The sequence below is a fragment of the Marivita sp. genome (assembly GCF_017643905.1).
Lineage (GTDB): Bacteria > Pseudomonadota > Alphaproteobacteria > Rhodobacterales > Rhodobacteraceae > Marivita.
The window spans coordinates 1-17,939 of the sequence record NZ_JAEPMO010000007.1; the positions used below are offsets into that span (position 1 = coordinate 1).

The window sequence follows — 17,939 nt, forward strand, 5'->3', positions numbered from 1 at the left end:
CCGGGTCCCCCGAGGTACACAACCTCAAGAAAAAGGCGTGGATCACCACCTTTGTCAGTATCGGCCTCTGGATCGTGATCGCGGGAATCATCCTGTCCGGATGGATCACCGTGCGCGATCTGGACTTCTTTGGCCGGATGGGGCCTGCGCCTGAATTTGGTGGTACAGGTGGGTAAAGGTCGCCGCTCCGAGGATCGGGATCACAAGGTTCACCAGCGGTAGCGATAGCGGCATGGCCATCAGCGTGCCTGCGATCCAAATCTTGCCCACATGGCGTTTGCGCAACGCTTTCGCACCTGCGCGTCCCTCTCGGCGCATTGCGGCCAGAGTGAAGTATTCCCGCCCCAGCAGAAAGCCGTTCAGTCCCCAGAAAATGAACAAAGCGAAGGGCGGGAACATCACGTAAAGGATCAGCGCGAACACGTTCGCCGCGATCAGAACGCCGAGAAAATTCACCGTGTCACGCAGCGCGTCCCCAAAGGGCACCCGGTCGGCTTTCGGCAGATGCGGATAATGCCGGTCCTCGACCGCATCCGCGACATCGTCGAGAAACATCGACGTGATGGCCGAGGCGACCGGGATCATCAGGAAGACCGACAAAACGATCATCGAAATAAAGGCGGTCCAGCTCAGCAGGTCGTCCAGCCAGGTCACTTCGCCGATGAAGGGCAAGGTTGCCTCGGGGCCAAGCCAGGCATTGAGCAACCACATGAGTGCCGCGAAAAACGCGACAAGCAGCGCAAATCCAAGGCCGACGCCCAGAAACAGAACCTTGCGGAACCGGGGATCGCCCAGTTGCCCCAACGTGAGAAAAAAGCTGCGCAGGATCATCTGTCGAGCCATGTCGTGATTGAGTCGAGGTCCGGGCGTGGGCGTTCCGGGGGAATTGCCGAAGCCGTGCCGATATGAATGAACCCAGCAACCCGCTCATTGTCTGTCAAACCCAGTGTTTTCTGACAAAACGCGCAGTCATGGGATGGCCAACCGCTCAGCCAATTCGCACCCCATCCCGATGCAAGAGCCGCATTCAGCAAAGAAAGACACACAGCACCCGCCGAATAGGTCTGTTCGATCGCCGGGATTTTCTCGGACGGTTTCTGCACTTCGATCACGGCGACGCAAAGAGGGCTGTCCAAGAATTGCTGCCGGGCCTTGGCGATATCTTCCTCAGTGCGCCCGGTCTCTGCGCCACATTGCTCAACGGCATCGGCAAGACGGTTCAGAGCCGGTTTCTCAAGGACGATAAAGCGCCATGGTTCCAGTTTCCCATGATCCGGCGTTCGCGCAGCTGCTGTGAGGATCGGCATGAGTGCATCCCGGTCTGGCGCCGGGTCCTGCAGCAGTTTCGCCGGGCGAGAGCGGCGCGTGTGCAAAAATTCCATCACGGCTGTATTCGCTTCGGGCATCGTCTTTCCTTCATCGTCAAGTGAGACCATGCAAGACTGCAGGTCCGGAGGCGTGTCTTCTGGCGTGATAGGACGAAAGCGTGTCGAAGAACAGTCTTGCCGATCTTGCCATTCCCGGAACGACGATCACTGTTCGCGTGACGCCCAATGCGCGTGCCAACAAGGTGGTGATGGACGACGGCGTGATCAAGATCGGGGTGACCGCACCGCCAGAGGATGGCAAGGCCAATGCGGCGGTTACGGTGCTTTTGTCAAAGGCGCTCGGCGTGCCGAAATCCAAGCTGACATTGGTGCAGGGGCACAAATCGCGGCACAAGATATTTCGGCTGGACTAGCCCGTTTTTTCCTCGCGGGAATAGACGCCTTCCGGCAACGAGAGGGACGCTGCCAGGTCGCGCATCTGGGACATCGAAAAGGTGATCTTGTTCATTTGGTCCGTGCGCGGATCGTACTGTTCCACGGGGATGCATTCTTCGAAACCGATGACGATCACATCCTCCTGCAAGGGCCCTTTGCCCTCATCAACAAGGGTCACAACTGTCGAGTCAAATCCGTGTTCGATGCTAAACATGGGTCAACCCTAGCGTGCCGTCCGGGCAAATGCCAATGACGATCTGCGAAAAACCACTCGGGGGAATTCGGGACTGGCAGGTCATCCCTGATGCCCCTATTTTGAAGGTCTCAGATCCTGGGAGTGTCTTGATGCGCTGGCTCGTTCTCTTTGCTTTTGTCGCTCTTGCAGCGTGCGATGTTCCGGCACCGACGTCGCAGGTGCAGCCGCGCCCGCAGGGTGGATCAACGCAAGTCTCGCAACAGGACGCCCGCACCCGAGCAGGGGTGGCTGCACGTCAATTCGTGACCGTCGTTGAATCGGTCGAACCAGTCGCAGAGCGCGAATGCCGGCGTCTTGCGCCGGGGGCGAACTGCGATTTTCAGATCGTCGTCGATGATCGTCCAGGCCAACCTCCGAACGCGTTTCAAACAGTGGATCGCAACGGACGACCAATCCTTGCTTTCAACCTTGCCCTTATCGCATCCGTCGGTAATGCCGATGAACTGGCCTTCGTGATGGGACACGAGGCAGCACACCATGTTCTGGGCCATCTTGGCCGCACGCAGCAGAACGCCGCGGTTGGAGCAGTTATCCTCTCTGGTCTTGCCGCGCTCGGTGGTGCGGATGCAGCGACTGTCCAGTCGGCGGAACAGATTGGTGCGTCCCTCGGGGCACGGACCTATTCCAAGGATTTTGAACTGGAAGCTGATCGATTGGGTACGGTCATCACAGCCCGCGCGGGCTACGATCCCGTACGCGGTGCCCAGTTCTTCAACCGGATTCCGGACCCCGGAAATCGGTTCCTTGGCACCCATCCACCCAATGCCGCGCGAATGGAGATTGTGCGTCGAACGGCAGCGGGCCTCTGACAACGAGGCTTGACCTGCATCAAGGTTTGCGGTGATCGCCTCGCTTACCCTTGGGACAGAACAATGGGGAGCATTGTGATGTCCTACGATTCAAAACGTGATGCGCACACGCAGTTGGTTCTCGGCATGGCCGACCGACAGGGCCTTGATCTGCAGGAGATGATTCTCCGCGCCGAACTCTCGGAAGACCAATTCGATCAGGCCGTCGACCGGTGTCTGGGCTGCACCCAGCCGGACGCATGCAAATGCCTTCTGGACAGCGCCGGGCCACAGTTGAACTTGCCGGATTACTGCCGGAACGGTGATCTGTTCGATCAACTGGGGGCGAAATGACCCGCGACGCCGGATCGGTGGCATGGCGGCCTCTTGGCGACGCGACCGAGCATTACTGGCTGGTTCAACGCATGGCCAAAGCCTGTGACATTGACCCAGCGGCTGCTGCGGCACGTGGTGATCTAAGCGCCGAATGCTGGGCTGACATGGTGAGCACATGCCGGTCTTGCGACTGGGTCGAAGGGTGTCAGCGGTGGCTTGACCGACAAGACAGCGAGGGTGATGCAACCCCTCCTGTCGCGTGCATCAACGCCGAAAGGCTGAGAGCACTTGCAGAAAGGTAGACAGGATGACCGTCCAACATGTCGGTGACGCCGAATTGCACTTCTGGCTGACACGCAGCGTGGGCAAGGTCATGGGCATCAGCTTTTCCGAAGCCATGGCGCAAGGTCGATTAAGCGCGCAGGACTATGCATCCCTGGTGACGGCGTGCCGGGCCTGTGCTCTTGTCGAGAGCTGTCAAAGTTGGCTTGGATCGCAAAAATCCCGGGCCAAATCACCACCGCCGGGATGTGCAAATGCCAAAGCCCTTGGGAGCTTGGCACGCAGTCACTAATCGGCGGATCGCCGTGATCCTGAATGGGAAGATCAGGCCCGAAGGTTCTTAGCGCTTTCCTTGATCCCGGAGTATTGCCCGGACGGGCGGAACCGCCACAGATAGTCGGGCAAAACGGCTTCCAAGGCTGTCGGTTTGATACCAAGATCCGCAAATGTTTTTGCACCGTCGGATACGACGTTGTCGTTCTTCAGGTTCTTGACCTGATCGCTCGTCACCATCGCCGGGATCAGACCGCCGCTGATGGCGCTGGCAAAGTCGAACAAACCGCCCATGATCGACGCAGCGAAGAACGGAATGTTGAGGATCAGACGACGTCGACGGATGACCTTGAGCATCTCCTGCATCAGCTCGCGGAATGTGTTCACATCCGGCCCGCCCAGCTCGTAAATGCCCGGCGCGGCATGACCTGTGACAGCGAGGCACGCTGCCTGGGCCACGTCATCGACATAGACCGGCTGGAACTTGGTATCTGCGCCGACGACCGGAAGAATCGGGCCAAGCCGGGTCATACCAGCAAAGCGATTGAAGAACCCGTCTTCTGGGCCAAACACGATCGACGGGCGCAGGATCACGGCATTGGGCATGTGTTCAAGAACGGCTGCTTCGCCCTCACCTTTGGTGCGTTGGTAATCGCTTTCGCTATTGGCATCGGCACCGATGGCCGAAACATGCACCATCGTTTCGATGCCGGCCTCGGCCGCAAGCCGCGCAACCCGCCCGGCGCCTTCGGCCTGAACCGCGTCAAAGGTATTCTTGCCATTTTTCGCAAGGATACCCACGCAATTGACAACCGCATCCGCGCCCTGCATCGCGGCGCGCACGCTGGCATCGTCGCGGATGTTGCACAGGATCGGTTCAACCTGACCGACCACGCCATAAGGCTTTACGAAAATCGCTTCGTTCGGACGCCGCACGGCAACGCGCACCCGCCATCCCTGCTTGGCCATCCGCCGCGCGATATAGCGCCCGACAAACCCCGAGCCGCCGTAGATCGTGACGAGTTTGGACATGTGAATGCTCCCAATCATAGCTTGACTGACCTCTACCGTTGTCGCCTCTCGCGGGCAAGGTGCAGGATTGCCGCAAAGCAACGCACAAAAGCCGCGAAAAGCCCGTTGACACCCTTTCGGGACCGGATTAAACGCCAGCGTCACGACACCTGCCCAGGTGGCGGAATGGTAGACGCGCTGGCTTCAGGTGCCAGTGGCCGCAAGGCCGTGGAGGTTCGAGTCCTCTCCTGGGCACCACTCTTCCCGAAAACATAAAGAAGTTTACCAATCGCTTGTTTCTGGCGAAACGCGGTTGAATGTCATCGTCCTGACCTGTGCTTCGTCCGAGGCGAAATTGACGTCGCGCCTGTGTTTTGCCTCGGGGCTTGCCAATTGGGCCCGCTTGGCGAACAGTGTCGGCACATCAAATCATCATCTATAACAAAAAACAGGGAAGTCTCATGAAGACGACATTTGCTATTTCCATGGCTGCTGCACTCTTGGCCACGACAGCCCCAGTCAGTGCGGAAACCTTGCGCTGGGCTCGTTCCGGCGACGCTTTGACGCTTGATCCGCATGCGCAGAACGAAGGTCCGACCCACACCATCCGCCACCAGATGTACGAACCGCTCATCATCCGCGACGTGACGGGCGCGTTTGAGCCCGCTCTGGCAACCGATTGGGCACCCAGCGCCGACGATCCCAATGTGTGGGTTTTCAACCTCCGTCAGGGCGTCAAATTCCATGACGGGTCGGATTTCACCGCCGAGGACGTCGTCTTCAGCTTTGAACGAGCCAAGCAGCCCAACTCGGATATGAAAGAACTCATCGGGTCGATCACCGAAGTTCGTGCTGTGGACGATTACACCATCGAAATGGTCACCGACGGTCCGAACCCGATTCTGCCGTCGAACCTCACCAACCTGTTCATCATGGACAAAGGCTGGACCGAGGCGAACAACACGGTCAATGTTCAGGACTTTGAAGGTGGCGAGATCACCTTTGCCACCACCAATGCAAACGGCACCGGGCCTTACGTGCTGCAAAGCCGGGAACCGGACGTGAAGACCGTCATGGTCAAGAATGACAATTACTGGGGCATTGACCAGTTCCCGATGGAAGTGACGGAAATTGTCTACACGCCGATCCAGAACGCGGCGACCCGTGTTGCGGCGCTCCTGTCGGGCGAGGTTGATTTCCTTCAGGATATGCCGGTGCAGGATCTTGAACGCGTGAGCAATGCCGATGGTCTTGTCGTGAAACAGGCTCCGCAGAACCGCGTGATTTTCTTTGGTATGAACATGGGCGCCGATGACATCGAAGCGGATAACATCGACGGCAAGAACCCGTTGGCCGATGTGCGTGTGCGCAAGGCAATGTCGATGGCGATCAACCGCGATGCCATCCAACAGGTCGTCATGCGTGGCCAGAGCCAGCCAGCAGGCATGATCGCACCGCCCTTCGTCAACGGTTGGACCGCTGAGATGGATGCCGAATCGTCAACTGATATCGAAGCCGCCAAAGCGCTTATGGCCGAAGCCGGTTATGGCAACGGTTTTTCGATCCGTCTGGATTGCCCGAACGATCGGTACGTCAACGATGAAGCGATCTGTCAGGCCGCCGTGGGCATGCTGGGTCAGATCGGAATCACAGTGAACCTGGACGCCAAAACCAAGGCGCAGCACTTCCCGCTGATCACAGACGGGAACACCGATTTCTACATGCTGGGCTGGGGTGTTCCGACCTACGATTCCGAATACATCTTCAACTTCCTGGTGCACGGCCGTGAATCCGACATCGGCACATGGAATGGCACCGGCTATGACAATGACGAGCTGGATGCGAAGATCAAATCGCTTGCCTCGAACACCGATCTAGACGCGCGGAACGCAGACATCGCCTCGATCTGGCGGGTTATTCAGGATGAACAGCTGTACATCCCGATCCACCACCAGGTTCTGAACTGGGGTATGTCCGAAAAGGTTGGCATCGAGGTCGATCCCGAGGATCAGCCGAAGATCAAGTACTTCACAATGAACTGATCGCGCGGCTGCGCCCTTGAGGCGGGCCTGTCGATCATGGTCATGTGAGTCACGCCAAAAATGTCGCGGCCTTGTTCTTTGGCCGCGACATCACTGATTTCATCCAAAGGGAAATGCCATGCGACGTTCACTAAGACTGGCGGCCATTCTTGCCGTATTTGCCCCTGCCGTGCAGGCAGAAGAGTTCACTTGGGCGGTGAACACCGATCCACAGACGATGGATCCTCATGCTGTAAACTCTGCACCTGTTCTCGGTTTTCTGAACAACGTATACGAAGGTTTGGTTCGTCGCGGAAAAGACATGACTGTCGAACCCGCGCTCGCCACCGCGTGGGAGCCCATAGGCAACGGCGAAGGCTGGCGCTTTACGCTGCGCCAAGGTGTGACCTTTCATGATGGTGCCGAGTTTACAGCACAGGACGTGCTGTTTTCCTACCAACGGGCTTCGAATGAAGTGTCCGATACACGCAGCTGGTTCGCCCCCGTTTCCGATGTCGTGGTCGTTGATGACTACACGGTCGATTTCATGACCTCCGCGCCGAACCCGATTTTCCCAGGATCCATCGCCAACTGGATGATCATGGACAGTGGTTGGGCCGAAGCGAACAATGCCGCGCTGCCGGATAAGGAAAATGGCAACTATGCCACTCTGAACACCAACGGCACCGGTGCATTCCGCGTCACGGCGCGCGAACCCGGCTTGCGCACGGTTCTTGAACCCTTCGAAGGTTGGTGGGGCGAGACAGAGCATAACATCACGCGCGCGGAACTGACACCGATCCAGAATCCCGCAACTGCGCTGGCGGCCCTCCTGTCGGGGGATGTGGATTTCATCAACCCGGTACCGATTCAGGATGTGGCCCGGCTGAAAGAGAATCCCGATGTCGATGTCATTCAGGGCATCGAAGCCCGGGTCATCATGCTCGGCTTCCCGCATGAGGCCGAAACACTCAAGTTTTCGGCCGAAACAACCGACGCCAACCCGTTCGCCGATGTGCGTGTCCGTCAGGCGGTCGCCCATGCGATCAATGTACCTGCGATCCTGCAAACCATCATGCGCGGCAATGCCGAAGAGGTCAGTCAATTGGTCAGCGAAGCGATGCAGGGATATGTCCCGGAACTTGCCGAACGCCCCGCTTATGACCCAGATCGCGCCCGCGCCTTGCTGGCCGAAGCCGGATATCCGGACGGATTCTCGTTTGGTTTCAAATGCACGAATGACCGCTATCTGAACGACGAGTCGGTCTGTCAGGCGATCACCGGGATGATGGCGCAGGTTGGTTTGAAGGCAACTCTGGATGCGATGCCTGTCCAGAATTACTGGCCGGAACTCCGCGCTGACAACTACGACATGTTCCTCCTGGGCTGGTCTCCGGGAACGTTTGATGCGGAACACCCGATCCGCTTTCTGGCCGCAACCCCGAACGAGGAAAAGCGCGTTGGAAGCTGGAATTTCGGAGGCTATTCCAATGCGCGCGTGGATGAACTTTTGCCGATGATCCAGTCCGAGATCGATCCGGTTGCACGTCAGGCCATGATCGACGAAACCACCAAGATCCTGCAGGACGAGATGGCTTATCTGCCGATGTATGTGCAGCCTTTGGTGTGGGGCATCCGCAGCAACATTGAAGTGACACAGCGTCCCGATGACTTCTTCATCCTACGCTGGGTGACAGTAAACTAAAGCGTTACAGGGGCGCGCCGGCGCCCCTGATACCAACCACCGGGGGCGACATGCTCGCATATATCATTCAGCGTGTTGGGCAATCGGCGCTTGTGCTGCTGATCGTCGGGCTAGTCGCCTTTTCGATGTTCCGCTTTGTCGGAGATCCTATCGACAACATGCTGGGTCAGGAACGCACGGCCGAAGATATCGACCGCTTGCGTGCGCAGCTTGGTCTCGATCAGCCCTTTGTCGTGCAGTACTACAAGTTCCTCGAAGGCGCTGTGCAGGGCAATTTCGGCGTGAGCTATAGGCAGGGACGACCGGTTGCAGAGATCCTGTTGGAACGCGCACCAGCCACGCTGGAACTTGCCATGGTGTCTGGTGTTCTGGCGATCCTGTTCGGTATCGCTTTGGGTGTGTTCACGGCTATTCGACGGGACGGACTGCTGGCGAATGTGATCATGTCGGGGTCGTTGATTGGGGTGTCGTTGCCCACATTCCTGATCGGCATTCTTCTGATTTATCTGTTCTCGGTGGAATTGGGCTGGCTCCCTAGTTTCGGACGAGGCGAGACCGTGGACCTTGGAGGGTGGTCGACGGGGTTCCTGACGGAAAGCGGGCTCAAAGCACTCATCCTGCCGTCGATCACGCTGGGGCTCTATCAGATGACCCTGATCATGCGGCTTGTCCGCTCCGAGATGCTCGAGGTGCTGAGGCAGGATTACATCCGCTTTGCGCGCGCGCGCGGTCTGCGTGATCGGGCGGTGAATTTCCGTCATGCTCTCAAGAACACGATGGTGCCTGTCATCACGGTGATTGGACTTCAGCTTGGCGCGATCATCGCCTTCGCGATCATCACCGAAACCGTGTTCCAATGGCCGGGGGTTGGCCTGCTGTTCATCAACGCGATTCAGTTCGTCGATATTCCCGTGATGGCCGCGTATCTGATGCTGATCTCCGTGATGTTCGTCGGGATCAATCTTCTCGTCGACATCCTCTACTTCTTCATTGACCCGCGCTTGCGGGCAGACCGGTCAGGAGGCCACTGATGTCGGATGTCCCAATTCCGGTGAAGCCGAAGTCGCGCCTGCGGATCGCGCTCGACAGCGACCTATATTACACATTCCGCCGGTCGCCCGTTGCGATGGTCTCTGCGGCGGTTGTTCTGCTGCTTGTGCTGTCGGCTGTCTTTGCCCCGCTCATCGCACCGACCAATCCGTTTAACCCTGCCTCGCTCAACCTGATGAACGGGTTTACCGCGCCAATGACGCCCAATGCATTCACTGGGGAAACGTTCCTCTTGGGGACGGATGACCAGGGGCGCGATGTGTTTTCGACCATCCTTTACGGCATGCGGATTTCGCTGTTCGTCGGCGTGGCAGCCGTATTCTTCGCGATGGTTCTGGGCATCACACTTGGTCTGATCTCGGGGTATGTCGGCGGCTGGACCGGAACCATCATCATGCGGACCGCGGATGTGCAGTTGACCTTCCCGTCGATCCTTGTTGCCATGCTGATCTTCGGGATCGCCAAGGGTGTGACACCGGTCGAATATCGCGACCAGATGGCGATCTGGGTTCTGATCCTTGCCATTGGCCTGTCAGATTGGGTGCAGTTCGCGCGTGTGGTCCGTGGTGCGACGCTGGTGGAAAAGAACAAGGAATACGTACAGGCGGCCCGGCTGATCGGTCGGACACCGGGCGCAATCATGCTGCGGCACATCCTGCCCAACGTGCTGTCACCGGTTCTTGTGATCGCGACGATCTCGCTTGCCTTGGCCATCATCGCCGAAGCGACGCTCAGCTTCCTTGGTGTCGGCGCACCACCCACTCAACCATCCCTCGGAACCCTGATCCGCATCGGGCAGGGGTTCCTTTTCTCGGGCGAATGGTGGATTCTGCTGTTCCCGGCGGTCACACTTCTTGCGCTGGCCCTGTCGGTCAACCTGCTGGGTGACTGGCTGCGCGACGCCCTGAACCCGAGGCTACGCTGATGGCTGATCCAGTTCTGTCGATCCGCGACCTGTCGGTCGAAATTCCCACGCGGCACGGCATCGTGCGCCCGGTGGATGGCGTCAGCTACGACATCGCAGCCGGAGAAATCCTTGGCGTCGTCGGCGAAAGTGGCGCGGGCAAGTCGATGGCGGGCAATGCTGTGATCGGCCTTCTCAATCCCCCAGCGCATATCTCCAAGGGGGAGATTTGGCTGAATGGAAAACGCATCGACCACCTGACAGGCGACGCGATGCGACGGCTGCGAGGCAAGGAAATCGGCATGGTCTTTCAGGATCCGCTGACCTCGCTCAATCCGCTTTTGCGGATCGGGGATCAGCTCACCGAAACCATGCTGACCCACCTGCCGATCAGCCGTTCCGAGGCCGAGAAACGTGCAGTTGCTGCTTTGGAAGAAGTCGGCATCCCCGGCGCGGCAGAGCGCGTGAACAGTTATCCGCACGAATTCAGCGGTGGGATGCGGCAACGCGTGGTCATCGCCTTGGCGCTCTGTGCCGAGCCCTCTCTGATCATCGCGGATGAGCCGACCACCGCGCTCGACGTCTCGGTCCAGGCCCAGATCATCGCGCTGTTGCGTCGCCTGTGCCGGGATCGCGGAACGGCGGTGATGCTGATCACACACGACATGGGGGTGATTGCCGAAGCCACCGACCGTGTCGCGGTGATGTATGCCGGGCGTTTGGCCGAACTGGGTCCGGTCCGCGACGTGCTGACCCATCCACAGCATCCCTACACGCATGGGCTGATGGCCTCGACCCCCCTTGCTTCGCAGGGCAAAAGCCGTTTGCACCAGATCCCCGGCGCGATGCCGCGTCTGGATGCAGTGCCGGATGGCTGTGCTTTCAACCCCCGCTGTCCCCATGCAACAGACAAATGCCGGCAGGCGCCCGTGCCCCGTGTGAGTAACGGTCAAGCGGCCTGCTGGTACCCCCTGGTCGAGGAAAAGGTCATCTGATGGCGCTTGTACGGGTCAAAAACCTCAGTCGCGTGTTTGACGTGTCGAAGCCCTGGCTGAACCGGATGATCGAACGTCGTTCCAAAGCGTTCCTGACCGCGGTGTCCGAGGTGGATTTCGATGTGGAGCCGCGCAGCACCTATGCGCTTGTGGGGGAAAGCGGGTCTGGAAAATCCACCATCGGCAAGATGCTGGTTGGTCTGTTGAAAGCAACCTCTGGCGTTGTGGAAATCCAAGGCGTCGATCTGGCCAGCGAAACTGATGCGGCCAAAATCGACGCGATCCGGTCAGACATCCAGATGATCTTTCAGGATCCTTACGCCTCACTCAATCCGCGCTGGCGGGTGAAGGATATTATCGCGGAGCCTGTTGCCTCGCGTGGAGGGAACACCGAAGGTCTAGCGGAAAAGCTGCTCGAACAGGTGGGTCTTGCGGTGCAGGATGCAGGCAAATTCCCGCATGAGTTCTCCGGAGGTCAGCGACAGCGGATCTGCATCGCCCGTGCATTGGCGTCAGAGCCGAACTTGATTGTCTGCGATGAACCGACTTCGGCACTGGATGTGTCGGTGCAGGCACAAGTTCTGAACCTGATGAGCGATCTGAAGGACGATTTCGGTCTGACCTACGTGCTGATCAGTCATGACCTGACGGTTGTACGGCATATGGCGGATCGGATTGGGGTTCTCTACCTTGGGCGTTTGGTGGAAGAGGCGACGCCAGACGACCTGTTTGAGACACCAAAACATCCCTATACCCAAATGTTACTGGCAGCTGCACCGCAGATGGATGGCTTCGGCCGCGAAGTGCAACCGCCCGAGGGGGAAATCCCCGATCCGATCAATCCGCCGTCCGGCTGTGCGTTTCACCCGCGCTGTCCCATCGCGCAGGATATCTGCAAGCAAAAGCGCCCCGAAATGCGAAACCTGAAGGGGATACGTGTGGCCTGTCATATGACTGAATGACGAACGGGGCCCAAAGGCCCCGTTTTTGATATCACGCTGCCGACTTTTGTCGCGCTGGCAACAGGTCTTCGATAGAGGTTCGCCCCCAACTGGCCAAATCGTATCGGCGTATGGCCTCTTGCATCGAGGCCATGCGGTCACGGCGTTCGGGCTCTGACATGTCGAGTGCCTGCATGATCGCCACATCCATCGACCGATTGGAAAACGGGTTGGTCGCAACCGCAGCACCTAGCTCAACAGCCGCCCCCGCAAATTCGGACAACACCAGAGCACCATCGCCGTCAACGCGCGAGGCGATGAATTCTTTTGCGACAAGGTTCATGCCGTCCGCCAGAGGCGTGATCCATGCAACCGATGCAGCCCGATAGTACGCCACAAGATCATTGAAGGGTATCGCGCGCGATACCAGAGTGATGGGTTGCCAGTCGAGCGACCCGAACCGTCCATTGATTCGACCTGCGGCTTCTTCGATGGCGGATTGAATCTCGCCGTACGCAGCCATCCCGCGGTTCGCGCTGACGGACACATGCATCAGCTGCACCGTCCCTCGCAATTCGGGGCGTTCGTCCAGAATGCGTTCGAAGGACTGAAGCTGTTCGATCCCGCCCTTGGTGTAGTCAGTGCGACCGACCGACAGGATCAACTTGCGATCCCCAAGGTCCTCCAGCAGGTCTTTAGCGCGTGTTTGCGTTGCTCGTTCGTTTGCTCTGCTTTGTATGTAGTCCACATCTACGCCGACCGCCGCGACATTCAGATGCACATCCCGGTCGGGTCCGCGCAGGACAGTCGGCACATGACGCTCTGTCAGTGCCGTGCCTTCGGCAATCAGGTCGTCAGACACTTTTTTGCGCTCGGTGATTTCGACATCCATCAGGCTTTGGACTACGGCGGCGAAGTTGGTGGCATAGCGTGGGATGTGGAACCCGACACTGTCGCATTGCATCAGGCTTTCCACGATCTCTTTGCGCCAAGGCAAGACATTGAACATATCCGGTGCTGGGAACGGAGTGTGGTGGAAGAAGGCGATTTTGACGTCTGGCCGCATCTGGCGCAGATACCCCGGCACAAGCCACAGATTGTAGTCATGCACCCATACCAAAGCGCCTTGCGCGGCTTCCGCCGCTGCCGCTTCGGCAAACCGCCAATTCACTTCGCGGAAATTGGGCCAATCAACCGGGTCGTAATTGTAGCGATCCTTGAAGCTGTGCAGGATCGGCCAGAACGCCTCTTTTGAGGTGACGTGGTAAAACTCGTGCACCTGTTTCTGCGTTAGCGGAAGACGTGAGACCGAGTAGCTACCAAAGCTGTCTTCAACCTCGATCTGCCTGTCCCAGCCGGGATCATTGGCGTCCTCGGCGAGTTTCCAAGCGACCCAAGCCCCGTGATCGACCTTGCCGAAAAAGCTTTTCAGCGTTGGAACGATCCCGTTCGGGCTCTTGTTTTCACGCAGAACGGTTTTGCCGTTCTCTTCGACTTCTTCGTAGGGTTGGCGGTGGTAGACGATCACAAGATCGGAGGACATCAAAAGCTCCCTGAAGTTGGATGAAGATCAAAGGCCGCAATGGCCTCAAGAATGCCCGCAGCGCCTTCGCCGCGCGCGCGGTGGATTTTTGGAGAGGTCGGAAGTTGGTCGTAAAGTGCCTGTTCAGAGCCCCCGACCGCGACCGCATGCAGATCAGCCGTCAGCATCGAAATATCGTTGAGCGTGTCGCCCGCCGTAAGTACGCGTTCTGCTGAGATGCCGAGAACATTGATCAATCGACGAAGGGTCGGGCCCTTTGACACGCCTTTGGGAAGAACGTCGACAAACCGGTTGTCCGAGATAAGAACATCGACATCCAGCTCGCGAACCGGCGCAAGGTCTGTCGCATCAAACCCGTTTGGCGAGATGTCATAGCTCAGACGATGCCGGAACGGCGTATCCTGCAGCGTCAGACCGTCCACGTTTGACATCAGCGCTTGGACCTGATCCGCCTTGCCAGCCCAGGCGTGGGCTATCGGCGCTTCTAGCGCGGGCACAGGCAGCACGATGCCGGGCGACAAAACCTGCGCGATGGTCGTGCCCACATCCGCGATCACGTAATCCGGCAAGGGGATGCCGTAGGTGTCGGTATGATCTTGAATGAATTCGGGATGTCGGCCTGTGACGAAGATCAGACCGATTGTGTCACGGTTCTCTTCGATGAAATTGTAAAGCGCCTCGCGTGCCTCTGCCGATCCTCCAAGGAATGTCCCGTCAAGATCGGTCGCAAGAACGAAGTCTTTGTCAGAAATGGCTTTGTGAATCGCGGAATGAACGGTCATAGAGGCCTCTTGTCAAATGCAGGGGCGGTGGACAGCGAGGTCGGATGCGCAAAGGTAAGCGACATCGCACGTGGTTCGGATTCGATGGGTTCAGACCAGAACCGCGCAAAGGTTTCCGCGATCGGCTGACCGTCTTTCAGGATGCTGCGAACCGTTTCGCAAATCGGCATAGGGACGGACAATTTACGCGCGAGGTCGGTGACGGATGTCGCGTTGGCCTCGCCTTCGACGATGATCGGTTTGCCGTCGAAACACGCTGCGCGGTCCAAGCCTTGTCCCAATTGAACGCCAAGCGACATGTTCCGCGATGTTGTGCTGGAACAGGTCAGGGTCAGATCACCGATACCGGACAAGTCCGTGACGGTTTCGCGGCGTCCGCCCAAAGCCTCGGCTAGCGCCTTCATCTCGTCCAGACCGCGGGTGATCAGGGCCGCACGGGTGTTTTCCGCAAACCCGGCACCCCGCATCATCCCGCAAGCGATGGCGATCACATTCTTGACCGCGCCACCGATTTCCACCCCCACCAGATCGTCGGATAGGTACGTGCGAAACGCCGGTGTCGCCAGCGTAACAGCCATCCGGGCCGCCGCGCTGTTTTCAGGGTCGAGCCGATCCGCCTGATCGAATGAAAACGCCAATGTCGCGGCAGAGGGATGCCCGGCGGCCAACTCGGTGGCAAAGGTAGGACCTGATAATGCTCCAACACTGTGGCCGGGCAGTTCATCCTCCACGATCTGGGACATCAGAAGCCCGGTCTCTGCCTCGATCCCCTTGGCACAGACCACAATCGGAATTCCTGCCGGGGTGACGGGCCGCATCGCACGTGCCGTGGACCTGATCGCGTGGGAAGGGACGACCAGCAATACCGCGTCCGCATCGCGCAGAACGGTCATCAGATCGTCCGACGCGGTTATCGACGGAGCGATATCAATCTCTCCGAGATAGCCGGGATTCTGCGCAGTCCGGTTGATGGTCTCGGCAATTTCCGCCCGGCGGCTCCACAGCGAAACCTGCGTGCTGTCCTGCGCAGCCACATGCGCAAGCGCGGTGCCGTACGCGCCTGCTCCCATGACGGCGAGGCGACGATAGGGATAGGCCGACCGCAGGAGGGGGTCGCCCGACAACCGGTCAATTTTCATTCGAATGCACCGTTCAAACAGGATTTCATACAAGGACAACACCAACAAACGCCGATGGGTTCCTTGCAAACGCAGAAAAATGCTGCATCTGCGAAACGATTTCGGCCGCAGCGCGTTCACCTGAATATTGCAACCATTCAAGGAGTCTGCCAATGACCCGTCATGTGCGTACTGCGATCTTTCCCGTTGCAGGTCTTGGAACACGCTTCCTGCCCGCGACAAAAGCGACCCCAAAAGAACTGCTGCCGGTGCTGGATACGCCGCTGATTCAATACGCAGTCGATGAAGCGCGCGAAGCGGGGATCGAACGCATGATCTTCGTCAGCCATCCGTCGAAAAAAGCCATCGAGCGTCACGTGATGGAAGACGCCCGTCTCACCCGAGAACTTAAAGCACGCGGGAAAGCGGACATTGCAGAAGCGCTTTCGGATGCCGCGCTTTGTCCGGTGGAGGATGATGCGCGATTTGTCATGCAGCCCGAACCCAAAGGTCTTGGGCACGCAGTGCTTTGCGCCAGGGATCATGTCCTTGATGGCCCGGTTGCGGTGATCCTGCCGGACGATCTGATCCTTGGGCAGGTCGGATGCCTCAGCGAAATGGCGGCGGCCTATGCTTCGGGTGAAATTGGCCACTTGGTTGCGACCATGGAAGTGCCGGAAGATCGCGTTCACAAATACGGCGTTCTCTCGGTGACAGGTAAGAACGGAGCGATCATCAAGGCTGATGGAATGGTCGAGAAGCCCAAAGCACAAAACGCGCCGTCCCGGCAAGCCGTGGTCGGGCGCTACATCCTCGATGCGTCCATTTTTGACGCGCTGGAAACGCAGAAACCCGGTGCCGGTGGCGAAATACAATTGACCGACGCGATTGCGTGCGGCGCAGCGGATTTGGGGCTGGGTGGCTTCCAGTTCTCGGGGACACGGTTTGATTGCGGCTCCAAGGCCGGTATGCTCGAGGCGACCTTGGAACTGGCGGCACAGGATCCGGAATGTCTGGAAGTGCTCAGGGCGCGTGGCCTTCTACAAACACGCCCCGTCGCAGCCTGAACCACGCCACCGGGGGTTCCCCTTTCTGCACAGCCGTGATGTTATCCGCGCAATTCGCACTGCGGCGGGCATCACGGTGGAGAGAGAACCTTGAAGAAAAGACGTTTGCTTCAGTCCGGCAAGATGGTTTCCGAAATCGGGCTCGGTTGCATGAGCTTTGGTGGTTTTTACGGTGCCACCGACGAAACCGAGTCGCACGCGACGCTGGCCGCCGCGCTTGACCTTGGAATTGACCTTCTGGACACCGCGAATGTCTACGGGCTTGGCATCTCGGAAACGGTGATCGGGACGTTCCTCAAGGGCGACACGTCGAAGTTCACCATCGCGACCAAGGCCGGCATCTGGCGCGACAAAGAACACGGCAATCGCGGCTTCAACAACAAGCCGGATTACTTGCGGTCCGAGCTTGAAGGGTCTCTCAGGCGGATGGGTATTGATCACGTCGATCTGTTCTACGTGCACCGGCGTGACCGCGAACTGCAGATCGAAAATGTCATGGAAACTCTCTTGGCGCTGAAGGCCGAGGGAAAGATCGGCGGTATCGGGTTCTCCGAAATCTCACCCGCGTCGCTGCGCCGGGCCTCTGCGGTTGGCCCCGTTGATGTCGTCCAAAGCGAGTACTCTCTGTGGTCACGTCAGCCTGATCTTGGCATGCTGCAGACCTGTCGCGACCTTGGAGTTGCGCTGGTGGCCTATTCCCCTTTGGCGCGCGGGATGGTGTCCAGCGTAACACCAAACCCGGCCACATTCCTCGAAAAGGATTTTCGCAAGAACAATCCCCGTTTCCTCGAACCGAATTTCAGCTTCAACCTCCCATACGCCAAGGCGTTTCAGGCTTATGCACAAGATCACGGAACAACGGCGACAGCGCTTGCGTTGGCGTGGTGCCTTGCCCGCGGGGAAAACATCATCCCGATCCCGGGCACACGCACGCCAGATCATCTGGCTGAATGTGCGGCCGCGTCTGCATTAACCGTCACACCCGACATGATGGCCGAAATCGAGCACATCCTTCCCGTTGGTTGGGCGCATGGCGACCGGTATTCGCAGGCGCAGTGGAACGGTCCTGAAGGCTATTGCTGATCCGTTTTCGGATCAAAGACA

20 protein-coding genes and 1 tRNA gene are annotated in these 17,939 nt (G+C 58.6%); 14 read left to right on the forward strand and 7 right to left on the reverse strand.

The genetic code is table 11. From position 1 onward, the window contains the following. Positions 1 to 105: 105 nt before the first annotated feature. Both JJ869_RS01915 and JJ869_RS01920 read right to left on the reverse strand, forming a co-directional pair. Positions 106 to 831, reverse strand: a complete 726-nt coding sequence (locus tag JJ869_RS01915; RefSeq protein ID WP_292264327.1) for an EI24 domain-containing protein — start codon at positions 829 to 831, stop codon at positions 106 to 108. Beyond that, positions 828 to 1,406, reverse strand: coding sequence for a nitroreductase (locus JJ869_RS01920; RefSeq protein WP_292264283.1), 579 nt, complete (start codon positions 1,404 to 1,406; stop codon positions 828 to 830). Before JJ869_RS01920 ends, JJ869_RS01915 begins: the two co-directional genes overlap by 4 nt. Positions 1,407 to 1,486: 80 nt before the next feature. Between JJ869_RS01920 and JJ869_RS01925 the strand changes: the two genes are divergently transcribed. Further along, the gene (locus JJ869_RS01925; RefSeq protein WP_292264284.1) at positions 1,487 to 1,741 is read left to right on the forward strand and encodes a DUF167 domain-containing protein; all 255 of its coding nucleotides are present in this window, start codon (positions 1,487 to 1,489) and stop codon (positions 1,739 to 1,741) included. Here the strand turns inward: JJ869_RS01925 and JJ869_RS01930 are convergent. Then, a complete protein-coding gene (locus JJ869_RS01930) occupies positions 1,738 to 1,977 on the reverse strand; it encodes a hypothetical protein (RefSeq protein WP_292264285.1) in 240 nt (79 codons plus the stop codon). The genes JJ869_RS01925 and JJ869_RS01930 overlap by 4 nt on opposite strands. Before the next feature lie 131 nt (positions 1,978 to 2,108). Between JJ869_RS01930 and JJ869_RS01935 the strand changes: the two genes are divergently transcribed. From JJ869_RS01935 to JJ869_RS01950, 4 genes are all read left to right on the forward strand, one after another. Continuing rightward, a complete protein-coding gene (locus tag JJ869_RS01935) occupies positions 2,109 to 2,828 on the forward strand; it encodes a M48 family metallopeptidase (RefSeq protein WP_292264286.1) in 720 nt (239 codons plus the stop codon). Between the two features lie 78 nt (positions 2,829 to 2,906). Continuing rightward, positions 2,907 to 3,161 carry a DUF6455 family protein gene (locus JJ869_RS01940; RefSeq protein WP_292264287.1) on the forward strand — a complete coding sequence of 85 codons (255 nt, stop codon included), beginning with the start codon at positions 2,907 to 2,909 and terminating at the stop codon, positions 3,159 to 3,161. After that, positions 3,158 to 3,445 (forward strand): DUF6455 family protein, encoded by a 288-nt coding sequence (locus JJ869_RS01945; RefSeq protein ID WP_292264288.1) that lies wholly within the window; start codon positions 3,158 to 3,160, stop codon positions 3,443 to 3,445. The genes JJ869_RS01940 and JJ869_RS01945 overlap by 4 nt, the downstream gene beginning before the upstream one ends. 5 nt (positions 3,446 to 3,450) lie before the next feature. After that, entirely contained in the window at positions 3,451 to 3,717 is a 267-nt protein-coding gene (locus JJ869_RS01950; RefSeq protein ID WP_292264289.1) for a DUF6455 family protein, read from the forward strand. 32 nt (positions 3,718 to 3,749) lie between these two features. On the opposite strand, the gene JJ869_RS01955 is transcribed toward JJ869_RS01950, so the two are convergent. After that, positions 3,750 to 4,730: a complex I NDUFA9 subunit family protein gene (locus JJ869_RS01955; protein WP_292264290.1), complete on the reverse strand. Its 981-nt coding sequence runs from the start codon at positions 4,728 to 4,730 to the stop codon at positions 3,750 to 3,752. A gap of 151 nt (positions 4,731 to 4,881) precedes the next feature. Between JJ869_RS01955 and JJ869_RS01960 the strand changes: the two genes are divergently transcribed. The 7 genes from JJ869_RS01960 to JJ869_RS01990 all read left to right on the forward strand — a co-directional run bounded on the left by JJ869_RS01960 (position 4,882) and on the right by JJ869_RS01990 (position 12,346). Further along, positions 4,882 to 4,967, forward strand: a tRNA-Leu gene (locus JJ869_RS01960). Between the two features lie 203 nt (positions 4,968 to 5,170). After that, positions 5,171 to 6,751, forward strand: coding sequence for an ABC transporter substrate-binding protein (locus JJ869_RS01965; protein WP_292264291.1), 1,581 nt, complete (start codon positions 5,171 to 5,173; stop codon positions 6,749 to 6,751). A 118-nt stretch (positions 6,752 to 6,869) separates the two neighbouring features. After that, the gene (locus tag JJ869_RS01970) at positions 6,870 to 8,435 is read left to right on the forward strand and encodes an ABC transporter substrate-binding protein (RefSeq protein ID WP_292264292.1); all 1,566 of its coding nucleotides are present in this window, start codon (positions 6,870 to 6,872) and stop codon (positions 8,433 to 8,435) included. Positions 8,436 to 8,485: 50 nt separating this feature from the next. After that, positions 8,486 to 9,466, forward strand: coding sequence for an ABC transporter permease (locus JJ869_RS01975; protein ID WP_292264293.1), 981 nt, complete (start codon positions 8,486 to 8,488; stop codon positions 9,464 to 9,466). Further along, a complete protein-coding gene (locus JJ869_RS01980; RefSeq protein ID WP_292264294.1) occupies positions 9,466 to 10,410 on the forward strand; it encodes an ABC transporter permease in 945 nt (314 codons plus the stop codon). The genes JJ869_RS01975 and JJ869_RS01980 overlap by 1 nt, the downstream gene beginning before the upstream one ends. Next, positions 10,410 to 11,384 (forward strand): ABC transporter ATP-binding protein, encoded by a 975-nt coding sequence (locus tag JJ869_RS01985; protein WP_292264295.1) that lies wholly within the window; start codon positions 10,410 to 10,412, stop codon positions 11,382 to 11,384. Before JJ869_RS01980 ends, JJ869_RS01985 begins: the two co-directional genes overlap by 1 nt. Further along, a complete protein-coding gene (locus JJ869_RS01990; protein WP_292264296.1) occupies positions 11,384 to 12,346 on the forward strand; it encodes an oligopeptide/dipeptide ABC transporter ATP-binding protein in 963 nt (320 codons plus the stop codon). Before JJ869_RS01985 ends, JJ869_RS01990 begins: the two co-directional genes overlap by 1 nt. A gap of 31 nt (positions 12,347 to 12,377) precedes the next feature. On the opposite strand, the gene ggpS is transcribed toward JJ869_RS01990, so the two are convergent. The 3 genes from ggpS to JJ869_RS02005 are packed head-to-tail and all read right to left on the reverse strand — an operon-like array spanning position 12,378 to position 15,789. Beyond that, the gene (gene ggpS, locus JJ869_RS01995; protein WP_292264297.1) at positions 12,378 to 13,868 is read right to left on the reverse strand and encodes a glucosylglycerol-phosphate synthase; all 1,491 of its coding nucleotides are present in this window, start codon (positions 13,866 to 13,868) and stop codon (positions 12,378 to 12,380) included. Continuing rightward, positions 13,868 to 14,650, reverse strand: coding sequence for an HAD family hydrolase (locus tag JJ869_RS02000; protein WP_292264298.1), 783 nt, complete (start codon positions 14,648 to 14,650; stop codon positions 13,868 to 13,870). The genes ggpS and JJ869_RS02000 overlap by 1 nt, the downstream gene beginning before the upstream one ends. Next, positions 14,647 to 15,789: an NAD(P)H-dependent glycerol-3-phosphate dehydrogenase gene (locus JJ869_RS02005; protein ID WP_292264299.1), complete on the reverse strand. Its 1,143-nt coding sequence runs from the start codon at positions 15,787 to 15,789 to the stop codon at positions 14,647 to 14,649. The genes JJ869_RS02000 and JJ869_RS02005 overlap by 4 nt, the downstream gene beginning before the upstream one ends. A gap of 152 nt (positions 15,790 to 15,941) precedes the next feature. On the opposite strand from JJ869_RS02005, the gene JJ869_RS02010 reads away from it, so the two are divergent. Further along, positions 15,942 to 16,835 (forward strand): UTP--glucose-1-phosphate uridylyltransferase, encoded by an 894-nt coding sequence (locus tag JJ869_RS02010; protein ID WP_292264300.1) that lies wholly within the window; start codon positions 15,942 to 15,944, stop codon positions 16,833 to 16,835. Between the two features lie 90 nt (positions 16,836 to 16,925). Next, positions 16,926 to 17,918, forward strand: coding sequence for an aldo/keto reductase (locus JJ869_RS02015; RefSeq protein ID WP_292264301.1), 993 nt, complete (start codon positions 16,926 to 16,928; stop codon positions 17,916 to 17,918). Positions 17,919 to 17,939: the final 21 nt, after the last annotated feature.